Genomic DNA, 12,500 nt, shown 5'->3' with positions numbered 1-12,500 from the left:
AATTGTCCTCGTCCAAGTGGCGGGGGCGGGAAATGTATGTTTTTGGTTCAGAAGAACGATCATCTTTAGTTACCAGCTGGATGATCACGATCGACATAGTCGAACTGTGAAGGCCGCAGGCCGGAAGAGTTCACGCGCTCAAGTAGCCGAACAGGCGGTAGCGCAAAATCTTATGTCTTTCTTTTTCTGGATCAAATCAAGCGCGAGAAGGGCGTTTGGTGAATGCCTTGGCAGCAAGAGGCGATGAAAGACGTGATACTCTGCGATAAGCCATGGGGAGCTGAGAATAAGCTTTGATCCATGGATTTCTGAATGGGGCAACCCACCTGAATGTTTGTTATTGTTAGTTTTGCTAATCAATAATGAGCATGAACAGGTACTTAAGACCTGAATACATAGGGTTTTAAGAGCAAACCCGGGGAACTGAAACATCTAAGTACCCGGAGGAAAGGAAATCAATTGATACTCCCCTAGTAGCGGCGAGCGAACGGGGACCAGCCGAGCCGGATAAGTGACTAGAACACGTTGGGAAGCGTGGCCATAGCGGGTGACAGCCCCGTATAGGAAGCTTTGACGGACGTATTAAGTAGGGCGGAACACGTGAAATTCTGTCTGAAGATCGGAGGACCACCTTCGAAGGCTAAGTACTCCTTGCTGACCGATAGTGAACCAGTACCGTGAGGGAAAGGTGAAAAGCACCCCGACGAGGGGAGTGAAACAGTACCTGAAACCGAACGCCTACAATCAGTCGGAGCCCCCTTGCGGGGTGACGGCGTACCTTTTGTATAATGGGTCATCGACTTGGTCTCACGAGCAAGCTTAAGCCGTTAGGTGTAGGCGCAGCGAAAGCGAGTCTTAATAGGGCGTATGAGTTCGTGGGATCAGACCCGAAACCGAGTGATCTAGGCATGGCCAGGTTGAAGGTAAGGTAACACTTACTGGAGGACCGAACCCACATCCGTTGAAAAGGATCGGGATGAGCTGTGCCTAGGGGTGAAAGGCCAATCAAACTCGGAGATAGCTGGTTCTCTGCGAAATCTATTTAGGTAGAGCGTCATCCGAATACCCCGGGGGGTAGAGCACTGGATGGGTAATGGGGCCCCACAGGCTTACTGATCCTAACCAAACTCCGAATACCCGGGAGTACTAGATGGCAGACACACTGCGGATGCTAACGTCCGTAGTGGAGAGGGAAACAACCCTGACCTACAGCTAAGGCCCCCAATTCATGGCTAAGTGGGAAAGCAGGTGGGACGACCAAAACAACCAGGAGGTTGGCTTAGAAGCAGCCATCCTTTAAAGATAGCGTAACAGCTCACTGGTCTAAATAAGTTGTCCTGCGGCGAAGATGTAACGGGGCTCAAGCCATGAGCCGAAGCTTAGGATGCCGTAAGGCATGGTAGCAGAGCGTAGTGTGACATAGTCTCATTCCTCCTTCACGTCTTCGGGCGTATTGGAGGAGAGAGGCTTTCGATGAAGCCGGCGCGTGAGCGATCCGGTGGAGAGATCACTAGTGAGAATGATGACATGAGTAGCGACAAAGAGTGTGAGAGACACTCTCGCCGAAAGTCCAAGGGTTCCTGCTTAAAGCTAATCTGAGCAGGGTAAGCCGGCCCCTAAGCCGAGGCCGAAAGGCGTAGGCGATGGGAACTAGGTTAATATTCCTAGGCCAGGAGGATGTGACGGATTGCGGATGTAGTTCAGCCTTATCGGATTGGTTGGGCTGCTGAGCAGTTCCTGGAAATAGCCCTCCATCAGACCGTACCCTAAACCGACACAGGTGGACTGGTAGAGCATACCAAGGCGCTTGAGAGAACGATGTTGAAGGAACTCGGCAAAATACCTCCGTAAGTTCGCGAGAAGGAGGCCCGGTTCCTAGGCAACTAGGGGCTGGGGGCACAAACCAGGGGGTGGCGACTGTTTATTAAAAACACAGGGCTCTGCGAAGTCGCAAGACGACGTATAGGGTCTGACGCCTGCCCGGTGCCTGAAGGTTAAAAGGAGAGGTGAGAGCCTTGAATTGAAGCCCAGGTAAACGGCGGCCGTAACTATAACGGTCCTAAGGTAGCGAAATTCCTTGTCGGGTAAGTTCCGACCTGCACGAATGGCGTAACGACTTCCCCGCTGTCTCCAACATCGACTCAGCGAAATTGAATTGCCTGTCAAGATGCAGGCTTCCCGCGGTTAGACGGAAAGACCCCGTGCACCTTTACTACAGCTTCGCACTGGCATCAGGATTGTGATGTGCAGGATAGGTGGTAGGCTTTGAAGCAGGAACGCAAGTCCCTGTGGAGCCTCCCTTGAGATACCACCCTTCGCACTCTTGATGTCTAACCGCGGTCCGTTATCCGGATCCGGGACCCTGCGTGGCGGGTAGTTTGACTGGGGCGGTCGCCTCCTAAAGCGTAACGGAGGCGCGCGAAGGTTGGCTCAGAGCGGTCGGAAATCGCTCGTTGAGTGCAATGGCAGAAGCCAGCCTGACTGCGAGACTGACAAGTCGAGCAGAGTCGAAAGACGGCCATAGTGATCCGGTGGTCCCGAGTGGAAGGGCCATCGCTCAACGGATAAAAGGTACGCCGGGGATAACAGGCTGATACTGCCCAAGAGTCCATATCGACGGCAGTGTTTGGCACCTCGATGTCGGCTCATCTCATCCTGGGGCTGGAGCAGGTCCCAAGGGTACGGCTGTTCGCCGTTTAAAGAGGTACGTGAGCTGGGTTTAGAACGTCGTGAGACAGTTCGGTCCCTATCTGCCGTGGGTGTAGGAGACTTGAGAGGAGTTGCCCCTAGTACGAGAGGACCGGGGTGAACGATCCACTGGTGGACCAGTTGTCGTGCCAACGGCAGTGCTGGGTAGCTATGATCGGACAGGATAACCGCTGAAGGCATCTAAGCGGGAAGCCCCCCTCAAAACAAGGTCTCCCTGAGGGCCGTGGAAGACCACCACGTCAATAGGCCGGAGATGTAAGCGCAGTAATGCGTTCAGTTGACCGGTACTAATCGCCCGATAGGCTTGATTTGATCCAGTAATGGAAAGACAAATCAAAAACATACACCTTGAACATGGATAACTTCGCAGCAACACGCTGCGGTGTTGATTGACATAACAACCGAGTGGCAACGCGCCTTTTGCAAGCAAAAGACGCTGCCTGCCACCTGTCGCTTTCTTGCTTTGCAAGAAAGTCGACATGGGCTTTTCCTCGGTTTGGTGGTCATAGCGCAAGTGAAACACCCGGTCCCATCCCGAACCCGGAAGTTAAGCACTGCCGCGCCAATGGTACTTGGGCTTAAGCCCCGGGAGAGTAGGTCACCGCCAAACCTAGTAAAAGCCCAACACTTCTCTCTAACACGATGATACAAATCTGACACTGACGCGGGATGGAGCAGCCCGGTAGCTCGTCAGGCTCATAACCTGAAGGTCGTAGGTTCAAATCCTACTCCCGCAACCAACTTTAGCGAACAGTCGTCGGAATCAAGGCCCGCCTCATCGGCGGGTTTTGCTTTATTGAGCATGGCGATCAGATTGCCCTGCATATCCAGGACATGGTTCTTGGTTTCTTGATCATATGAGACGACAACGCGGTCCAGCAGCTCGTGCAGCTCGTCGCTCGCTCGGCCAGCCACACCTTCATCGGTCAGGGTCGCGACAAGATTGTCGATGTATCCTCGATACAGAGACGGCATGTCATCGGGGAGTTCTATGGGTTTTGGAACCAGCCGAGCCCGCGTCCTTTGCAGCATTTTGAGTTCCTCATCATATGAATTCAGACGCTCAACAATCACGCTCGAATGCTGGCCATTCTCAATGGCATCCATCAGGTTGGAGATCTTCTTTTCAAGCTCCCTGGTCTTTTGGTCATGCAGACGGAGAGCCTCCCCGTTATCCTTCTCCTGGTGTTGTAGGTGATGGAGATAACGCGTTTTGAATTCTTGGAACGCTTCATCCTGCATCAAGTGTTCCCGCAGGCTGCTTAGGATGGTCTCTGCGGCATGGTTTTCTTTCAGGCCTGGCATACCTTCGCAGACCGATGATCCTTTCTCTTTCGCATTGGCGCAATAATAGCGCCGTGTCTTTGCTGAGCCTGCGACCGTCAGCTTACCGCCGCACCGTGCGCACCGCAGGAGGCCAGACAGTAGATACTTTCGCCGACGAAGCTCCTGGGATGCAGACAGTCCTTTGGTGTCAGTTGGGCTACGCTTTGAACGCTTCCTTGCGAGACTGTCCTGACGTTCCTTAACCGCAAGCCAAAGGTTTTGGTCGAGGATACGAAGGTCTGGCATTTCCGCGAGCAGCCAATCTTCTCGGGGAACCGGGCGAGAGACGCGCTTGCCAGTTTCAGGATGTTTGGAATAGCGAAGCCGACCCCAGAGGTAGCGACCAATATACAGTTCGTTGTTCAGGATTCCGGTTGCGCGTTCGCGGTTGCCATTAAGCGTGTTTTGCTTCCAGTGCCCCGAACCGTCACCGCGCCCTCTTGGGGCGGGAATGCCGTCATGGTTGAGGCCCTCCGCAATCTTTTGAGGGGATATTCCATCAGCGTATTCGCGGAATATCCTTCGGATGATTGCGGCTTGTTCATCAACGACCTCCAATTTTCCCTTGATGACTTCTCCGTTGCCGTTTTTGGCCACGCGGTAGCCATATGACAGGCCACCACCGCTGTTGCCTCCGGCTACCTTGCCAGCAATACCTCGACGCGTTTTCTTGCCAAGATCCTCAAGGAACAAAGTGGCAAAAGTCGAGAGGATGCCGATGTCCATGATGCCCATTCGGCGGCCGATTTGGTAAATTTCTGTGTCTGCATGGGATGCGGCTTTGTAAAATCCTGAGACCTGTTCGATATCCCGTCCCAAGCGATCAAGGTGTTCGACCAGGACAATGTCAAACTTTCGATCCTGAACGGATGAGAGCAGTCTTCGATACTCCGGCCGGTCGCCGGTTGCACCTGAGATGCCGCGATCTGCGAAAGTGCCTGCAACAATCCAGCCCTGGCGTTCCGCGTATTGCCTGCACTCCCGAAATTGATCATCAACAGACTTCGGATTTTGCATGTCCGTGGAATAACGGGCGTAGAGTGCGACGCGCGGCTGTTGCATGAAATGTCTCCGATCAATGTTCGCTAAACATGCTCAACTTTGCGAGGGGCCTTCAAGAGTAAAAATTCCCGCCTAAGGTGAAAAGCGCTCTTGGAACGCCAAGCGATTCCAATATGATAGGGAGCACTGCATCTGGAGCTTCTTCTTTCGAGTTTCCCTTTTGGGACCCTTGCTTTGCGGCGACTTCAGCAATCAGGTCTATCATCTTCGAGAGGTTCATTCGGTTCTCCTTCGGCTGGGACACTGAAAACCGCAGCACGAAAGAGCCTTGAAGCCTGAAGTATAGGCATGCGGAGGGTCTGCTTGTTGTATGGCAAGCAGACCCGCTTTCTGACGTAAGGGATTGAAAAGTAGTGGATGGGAGCGCAGCAGTAGGGGGAATAATTGTCACCTCTCAGCTTAATGCCGCCAGATCCGAAAAGAGGTTTCAAACGTGACATTTCAGTTTTCTGTTCCAACACCTTCGGGGAGCGTGGCTTTCCAATTCGAGGCCGGTGAAACGGTAATTTTTGTTGGCGCGAATGGCGGCGGGAAAACCCGTTTAACCGTTCACATAGAAGAAAGCCTGGGCGCAAAGTCACATAGGATCTCCGCACACCGAGCTCTTAACCTTGATCCGGGTGTGGCAAAGATCAGTGAGAAAAAGGCGCTTGCTGCGCTTCGGGTGGGTCACGCGGATGAGGCATCGCTATCCCGAGCGAACTATCGACCAGGCCATCGATGGCAAAACAAGCAAGCAACTTTTCTCCTGAACGATTTCAATTATCTCATTCAGGCTCTTTTTGCAGATCAATCAAATACGTCATTGCTTGCCTACCATCAAAACAAGCCCGGGGCCGAACCAACAAACTCCCAGTTTAAGATCACCAAATTCGACAAGTTGAATGATATATGGAAGCGACTTCTTCCTCACCGAGTCCTTCATATTTCTGGAGATGACATTCTTGTGTCACTCCCTGAGAGCGATGAGACATACAAAGCTTCGGAAATGAGCGACGGCGAGAGGGCAATTTTCTACATGATTGGCCAAGCCCTTGTTGCCGCCGAAGATAGTGTATTGATTGTCGATGAACCCGAGCTTCACGTGCACAGGTCAATTATGTCGAAGCTTTGGGATGAAATCGAAGCAGCCAGACCGGACTGCGGGTTTGTTTTCATCACCCATGATCTTGAATTCGCGGCAGTTCGCGCCGCCCAGAAGTTTGTGATCAAGGACTATTCTCCAGCTCCGTCTTGGGACATTGAAGCAGTGCCCGAAAATACAGGCTTCAATGAAGAACTCACAACTCTCATTTTGGGGAGCCGCAAGCCGGTGCTTTTTGTAGAAGGCACCCAGGAAAGCCTCGATCTGGCGATCTATCGTGCCTGCTATCCAGATTGGACAGTGGTTCCGCGCTCGTCTTGCACTGAGGTGATCCACTCTGTGGTTACAATGCGCAAGAATGCTGAACTAACCCGGGTCACTTGTTCCGGCGTAGTGGATGGCGATGACTATGAAGATGAGGATCGGCAATATCTCCAGGATCTTGGTATCGCTGTGCTTCCTGTGGCAGAAATCGAGAACCTCCTTTTATTGCCAGATGTCAGCGCCGCCATTGCCGGTGTAGAGGGTTTTTCAGGAGAAGAGCTCGACCAGAAGCTTTCTCAGCTTGCGGAGGCCATCTTCAGATCTTTGGATACGGAGAAGAAGGTCGAGGCAGTTGTTGTCAGATACTGTCGGCGACGGATTGATCGGGCGTTGAAGAAAGTCGACCTTTCCAATGCAAGCACAATCGAAGCGCTTCAAGGAGAATATGCTGCCCGCACTGGAGCCCTGGACATTGAGGGCATCGCAGCTACCCGAACTGATGAGATTTACCAGGCGATTTCGGAGCAGGATTTGCCGAAACTGTTACGCCTCTACGACAACAAGCAGTTGCTCGCGCTTGCAGCTACCCATCTCAAGGGATGCCGGAAGGACAGGTTTGAAGGATGGGTGGCTCGCTGCCTTCGGAACAACACTAACCCGGAACTGACGACGGCCCTGAGAGCCTGCTTGCCCCAAATCGAGGCCAGTTAGATTTAGGGCTTTTCAAACCTCGTAGAGCGAGCAGAAAAATGGGGTGCCGAAGGCGGGGCCCTATTTTTCCATAGTGAGCTATGAAAAAACCGGTTTTGTTTTTGTGAGTGCTCTCCGGGAACCATTTCCCTTGCATGAAAGCAGTTTTGAACATCGAGCGGATTGGCTTCAACGCCCTCAAGGCGCATGCGCAGCATGAGCGCCGAGAAATTGGGGATCAAACCCACACGGATGAAACCAGAACCCATCTCAACGCCTCAATCGGCCTCGACAAGTGCCCGGAAGCGGCTGTCAGGAAATACTTGGATCAGACTGGGGCGAAGATCGACAAGCGCAATGAGAAGCCAATCACGCGCGTATTGTTGTCAGCTTCGCCGGAGTATTTTCGCCCTGGTCGTGCGGATCAAGGCGGGGAATATGACAAAGACAGGCTGAACCCTTGGCTTCGTGAAAGCGTCAAATGGCTCAAGAAGGAGTTCGGCGAGGACGCGGTTCATATTTCCACTCATCTCGACGAAACCACGCCACATATCCATGCGGTGATTGTTCCGACCTATGACAAGAAAACCAAGCGCCGGACGGTTAAGCAGGTCAGCCATCACAAGCACCCAGCATTCGCCGCGCTGAATAGCTATGAAGATCTACACGATAAGTATGCGGCGGCAGTGCAGCATCTGGATATTCAGCGGGGTGACAAGCTCCCAACCGAACTCAGGAAAGAACGTCGATCCAGGACTAAGAAGGAATGGCTGAACGGGCGTATGAAGGCGGCTTCTGCTCAATTGTCTTTGCTCGATGGCGAGATCCGCAGGCACCTGGGCGAGAAGCTCAGGAGCTTGCAGCAGACGTTCCAGCCTCGAAAAAAACAGGAGAAAGACCGAGGAGCGGCGAGTGCCGCCCTGGCACAGGTGCGATCAAAAACAAAAGCAAGAGGAAGGTCCCGATGAAGCATGATGAATTCACAATAGCACTTTGGGAATTGTGTGATGACATCGCAAAATTCCCGATAGTCGAGGCAGAGCAGGTTGAGCGGCTGCGACAGGGGGCGCTGGTCAAGACAAACACGCCTGCCAAAGATCTCCTCGCCGAATGCCTCGCCAACACGCCGGAGCGTGAACGCATAATGGCCGATTTTTACAAGGAGGTAATCGCGTCAGGGCTGGTCAGCGCGGAGGAGCTGCACGAGGAGAGCAGGCCGTCCGCCGGGATGGATGCGGATCTTTGGCGAGTGCAGTATTTGGAAGACCGCATCCATCGGTATGGTCTGATCTTGCTCATCCTCCAGCGCGTGGCTGAAGGTGAGGATGAACCCGGCATCTCGCCAAGCGAGCGCAAGCCCCAGAAGCGCTTTCGCGGGCGTGAGCGATAGCGCCCTGGTCGCCGCCGCAGGCCAAGACCAAGGCGCAGTCAGGCGCTGGCCTTGTTCCGCTCCTCCCAGTAGTCGCGGATTTCCATCGCCTCTTCCCAGTCAAGCGGAAGCTCATATCGGCGCTCGAACAGCGAATATCGCATGGCGATGTGGGCTGCTTCGAGATTGTCATTGTCCAGGCTCGGGAACAAATCGAAATCGACGTCGCTGTGAGCGCCATGGGTCGAGAGGATGAAACGGGCCAGCCGGAGGCTCACCCCGCTGTCAGCTCTCACCGCGTCCAGGAGCCGTTCAACTGCTTCACGGGCTTGTTCTTTTGTCACAGAATTTTTTTTCATGAGGGGTCTCTTGTATCGGAGGGGGTGAAGTCTATCTGGGGTAGGGGTTTGTTTTTGGCCTTCCCGCGAGTGAGAAGGCCAAAAACAAACCCCTACCCCTAAAGATCATCTCATCAGGCTCATGACAGAATGAGCCTGGGCTGCGGATTTGATCTCCCGGATGCCAGAAACCAGATCTCGGGCCTTCAGTGGCTTGCCGCGTGCTTTGAGCCGGTCGCGGATGTTCTCAGCCTTTTGGACCGTCTTTTCCAGGTCGGAAAGGCCGTAGCTGGTCAACAGGCGGCGCGCGTGGTCAAGGTGCAGGGCCACCATTCTAACAGCGAGTGACATGCTGTCGCGCTCGATCCTGGTTCCGCTGTTGCCCGCGATAGCATGGAATACAGCGGCGTAAGAAAACGCTGAGAACATTGCGCGTCGATAGAAGCTGGCCGGAATCTCAGCCTCGATGAACAGCGTGCGGAAGCTGTCCTTGAACAAATCAATTGCATGCGGGCAGAAGGTGAAGGTGGCGTATTCAAACTCGGTTCGGGAAAGCAAATTCAACCAATCAGACCGCAAGCGGGCATAGCGGCTTTGAATGGCGGGACAGTCCCAGTCCTCGAAATAGATCGGAAAGTCCTGAGTGAGCCGCTTGGGATCCCGGTCAGCGTGAATGAAGTTGAAACGTTGTGCGAAACCATCCACCAGGGATTCAGCGCCAATTTGATCACCGAACGTCTCGCCAACATTGATGCCCAGGATTGAGAAGGCATGGTCTTGGATGACGATTTGCGCTTCCTTGGTCATGCGTGTGATCGCTCCGCCAGAATAGGCCTGTAGCAAGACGTCTTTGATCTCTTCCATGTGCCGGAGGTGCTGAATTTGGTTGAGAAACTGGCCGAATTCGTCGCGGACCATAAGGCCCTTTGGAACTTGCTGGATATTCGCAACGAACTGAGCGGCGGAGGATGCCGATTGCAATGCAGGAACCACAGGCTTGCCGTCAGCATCAGCAAGCCAGCTTTCAACCTTATCTGTGGCAAAAGTCTTGCCGGATCCCGAAGCGGCGAGGACAACGGTCCAGAGCTTTGGTGAATACAGCGATCCACTGATCTCGTATTTTGCGCCCAGGGCATTGAGGTAGCCCGAAACAATAGACAGCACTGCAATCAGCGGCAGTTCCAGGGGAATGTCTGTCTCGCGCCGGAAAAGTTCGATGACTTCTTCGAGGAAAGATCCTGGAGGAACCACTTTCAAACCGTCCCAATCCGGGGATCCTTGATAGCTCAGGAATGCTTGGACGGTTTCTTTCCCTTCGGGGGTTAGCCCGGAAAGGCAGTCGAGAAGGCGAGGCGAGCGCGTGCCAACCTTCCTGGCTCCTTTGAGGGAGTTGTTACGGACATGGGATGACATTGAGTGATGTTCCTTTTCAGTTTATGTTTTGACCGGCGTTTGTTCCGGCTGAAAAGGAGATTGGCCAAAGCTGACAAAACCGAAGAAATTGGCAACACTTTTTTCAAAAAAATCTGAGGGAGGGCGCGAAAGCGTCAGCGGAAAATTGGTAAGGTGCTGAATTACAAAGAGTAAATTGACATGCCGGGCGTCAGCAAGCCGTCGGCGGATGAGGGCGGATGTGCACTCAAGAATTGGTAGGTCTACTGCGTCGCGGTTCGGTCGAGCGGTGGCACCCTTATAGTGTGAACAGAGTAAAAGGTGCCACGCAGCCCGAAAGCCCTTGAATCTCCACTATATCCCGAGAATTTCGTCGATAGATTTCTCTTTTTCCTGCCTTTCGGACTGGAGTGATGTGAAGAATTCTTTTGTTTCGTCCACAATGGCTTTGATTTGAAAATCAGCCTTTTTCAGGATATCTGGAAAAATACTGTAAAATGTCGATTTCAGATTGTTGATATCTTTGGTTGATATCTTTTCTTTTCCAGTGTTGCGTATGCTTATTTTATAGTCGTGAGTATTCATCTCTATGGTAATTTTAACCTTTGACTCGGAAGGTGCTCGAATGCCTGCTTCTGACAGGGTATTTTGAACTGCCTCAATAATCGATTTGAAAACAACGAAGCCGAGATCATTTTGGTGACCTATTCGGCGCATTTGATTACACAGATCGACGAAGTCAACTACGCTTCGAACTTCTTTTGTCGGTCTGAACCTAATCTCGCCAAGCATTAACTCCCCATCGTGCCTTATGGTCTGAGTAGAAAATTTATCATAGACATACGAAGCGCGGAAACGTGAATCTTTCGGTTCTAATTTGAAAAATTCGGAAGAAAGAGCTTCCGAAATCTTAGGCGCTAAATACTTGTCGAAGACCAATTCCGGGTGTAGTTCATGGCACATATAAAAGACACTATCGTTAGGCCTTTTAGCAAACGCGGAAAGAAATTCACTGGCCTTTCCGGATATTACTTGCATAGCGCATTCCGCAGCAAAATATTCTTGGAAGGAACGGTGAACGAAGATGAATTTGAGTCCTTCTTTTTGAAGCAGGTTTACAGACTCGCATATGTCATTCTGAACGTTGTCAACGCTTACCTCAATACCATGATAGTCGAGCGCCTTCTTAATGAAGGTCCTTAGTTGCTGGTCATCGAACTCAAAAGCCTGTTCGTAATATGATACGAGGCAAAAGGTCGAAAATACTCTTCGAAACTCATCAATAGTTAAGCATCTTTCTCGTTCGAAGGAGTCCTTTGTGGCGTCATGCCATGTCAGAAGCGTTTGGAACGCATGATTGTAAAACGTTGTCAATTTACTTGGTATTATAGCATTCTCGTTAAACGTCATTAACATCATGATCGCGAGCAACGGGCTCGAAAGGAAACTGTGATGCATCTCAAAAAAGTCATCTGACAAGTTTTCGAGAAATTTCTTTTTCACCTTCCTGTCAAAAGGTATTTTTTCGACTAAAGCCTTTAGATCGTCGATTGAGAGCGGAGAAACAGTGTAGATTTCGTATGACCCCCAGGCTGAAAATCTATCATCTTCACGCCCGGAAACTAAAAAATTACATTTCCTGTATTTTTCGGAAAGATCAAGTATTTGCCTTTCAACTTGTTTCCTTTTTTCCCGAGCGACTTCGTCGAACCCATCAAAAATAAATTCAAATTTGCCAGCTTCGCAAAGTTTTTCAAAAATACCACTTCCGAAAATTAGATCTGACTGAAGTTCGGATCGGCAGAACGTAATGATGTCCAGGCTTTGTAGATCATTTAACCTTCGCAGCTCTATGTAAATAGGTATCTTTCCAGATTTCTTTTCAAACCGCGATAGCCAAAGGTGTTTGAGGAAGATGGTTTTGCCAGATCCACCATTTCCTTTGACGATTATTCTTGTCCCTGAAGCGAATTTGTTGACAAGCTCAGTGTCCGAGAACTTCAAACTGGAGCCAGGAGTATCATTTATTGTAAAGCTGGTTTTAACGTAGATATCCTTTAGAGCCATGGGTTTGCTTTTGGAATAAAGCGTTCTAACCATACTACTCTTGGTCAGCATATAATCACAGTATGCATTGAAGCTCTCGAGGAACTTGGCGCGATTAACGTTTACGATTTTTGATAATGGAGTGTAGAGCGCGTCGAGCGTATCTTTTATGAGTTGTGTCGAGGTTTGGACGGCGATGTCCGTGGCCATGTCGTTCATT

General features: G+C 51.4%; 8 protein-coding genes, 1 tRNA gene and 2 rRNA genes. 6 read left to right on the top strand and 5 right to left on the bottom strand.

The annotated features are described in order from the left end of the window. The first annotated feature begins 194 nt into the window (after window positions 1-194). From ACOQFT_RS06165 to ACOQFT_RS06155, 3 genes are all read left to right on the top strand, one after another. A 23S ribosomal RNA gene (locus ACOQFT_RS06165) occupies window positions 195-3,021 on the top strand. A 183-nt stretch (window positions 3,022-3,204) separates the two neighbouring features. Continuing rightward, window positions 3,205-3,319, top strand: a 5S ribosomal RNA gene (rrf, locus tag ACOQFT_RS06160). 53 nt (window positions 3,320-3,372) lie between these two features. Beyond that, window positions 3,373-3,449: transfer RNA gene (locus ACOQFT_RS06155), tRNA-Met, on the top strand. Here the strand turns inward: ACOQFT_RS06155 and ACOQFT_RS06150 are convergent. Together ACOQFT_RS06150 and ACOQFT_RS06145 are read right to left on the bottom strand one after the other, a co-directional pair. Next, a complete protein-coding gene (locus ACOQFT_RS06150; RefSeq protein ID WP_421597352.1) occupies window positions 3,406-5,052 on the bottom strand; it encodes a recombinase family protein in 1,647 nt (548 codons plus the stop codon). The genes ACOQFT_RS06155 and ACOQFT_RS06150 overlap by 44 nt on opposite strands. Window positions 5,053-5,149: 97 nt before the next feature. Then, entirely contained in the window at window positions 5,150-5,317 is a 168-nt protein-coding gene (locus ACOQFT_RS06145) for a hypothetical protein (protein ID WP_421597083.1), read from the bottom strand. 213 nt (window positions 5,318-5,530) lie between these two features. Here ACOQFT_RS06145 and ACOQFT_RS06140 point away from each other — a divergent pair, with 213 nt between their 5' ends. The 3 genes from ACOQFT_RS06140 to ACOQFT_RS06130 all read left to right on the top strand — a co-directional run bounded on the left by ACOQFT_RS06140 (window position 5,531) and on the right by ACOQFT_RS06130 (window position 8,525). Continuing rightward, window positions 5,531-7,156, top strand: coding sequence for an AAA family ATPase (locus ACOQFT_RS06140; RefSeq protein ID WP_421597082.1), 1,626 nt, complete (start codon window positions 5,531-5,533; stop codon window positions 7,154-7,156). Between the two features lie 134 nt (window positions 7,157-7,290). After that, window positions 7,291-8,103, top strand: a complete 813-nt coding sequence (locus tag ACOQFT_RS06135; RefSeq protein ID WP_421597081.1) for a plasmid recombination protein — start codon at window positions 7,291-7,293, stop codon at window positions 8,101-8,103. After that, window positions 8,100-8,525: a hypothetical protein gene (locus ACOQFT_RS06130; protein ID WP_421597080.1), complete on the top strand. Its 426-nt coding sequence runs from the start codon at window positions 8,100-8,102 to the stop codon at window positions 8,523-8,525. Before ACOQFT_RS06135 ends, ACOQFT_RS06130 begins: the two co-directional genes overlap by 4 nt. A 38-nt stretch (window positions 8,526-8,563) precedes the next feature. Here ACOQFT_RS06130 and ACOQFT_RS06125 read toward each other — a convergent pair whose 3' ends face one another. From ACOQFT_RS06125 to ACOQFT_RS06115, 3 genes are all read right to left on the bottom strand, one after another. Then, complete coding sequence (locus tag ACOQFT_RS06125) at window positions 8,564-8,863, bottom strand: hypothetical protein (RefSeq protein WP_421597079.1); 300 nt, start codon at window positions 8,861-8,863, stop codon at window positions 8,564-8,566. A gap of 105 nt (window positions 8,864-8,968) precedes the next feature. Continuing rightward, a complete protein-coding gene (locus ACOQFT_RS06120) occupies window positions 8,969-10,255 on the bottom strand; it encodes a DUF3987 domain-containing protein (protein ID WP_421597078.1) in 1,287 nt (428 codons plus the stop codon). A gap of 333 nt (window positions 10,256-10,588) precedes the next feature. Beyond that, on the bottom strand, window positions 10,589-12,500 hold a 1,912-nt coding region (locus ACOQFT_RS06115), incomplete at its 5' end, for an NACHT domain-containing protein (protein WP_421597077.1).

This window comes from Ruegeria sp. MALMAid1280 (assembly GCF_049195285.1).
Lineage (GTDB): Bacteria > Pseudomonadota > Alphaproteobacteria > Rhodobacterales > Rhodobacteraceae > Ruegeria.
The sequence above is the reverse complement of the archived record's forward strand: the minus strand, read 5'-3'. Positions and strand labels throughout refer to the sequence as shown.

What these genes read in the sequence shown, in the direction of transcription:
- ACOQFT_RS06145 (WP_421597083.1), bottom strand. Translation starts at nt 5,317, where the DNA reads ATGAACCTCTCGAAGATGATAGACCTGATTGCTGAAGTCGCCGCAAAG.
- ACOQFT_RS06130 (WP_421597080.1), top strand. Translation starts at nt 8,100, where the DNA reads ATGAAGCATGATGAATTCACAATAGCACTTTGGGAATTGTGTGATGAC.
- ACOQFT_RS06135 (WP_421597081.1), top strand. Translation starts at nt 7,291, where the DNA reads ATGAAAGCAGTTTTGAACATCGAGCGGATTGGCTTCAACGCCCTCAAG.
- ACOQFT_RS06120 (WP_421597078.1), bottom strand. Translation starts at nt 10,255, where the DNA reads ATGTCATCCCATGTCCGTAACAACTCCCTCAAAGGAGCCAGGAAGGTT.
- ACOQFT_RS06150 (WP_421597352.1), bottom strand. Translation starts at nt 5,052, where the DNA reads ATGCAAAATCCGAAGTCTGTTGATGATCAATTTCGGGAGTGCAGGCAA.
- ACOQFT_RS06125 (WP_421597079.1), bottom strand. Translation starts at nt 8,863, where the DNA reads ATGAAAAAAAATTCTGTGACAAAAGAACAAGCCCGTGAAGCAGTTGAA.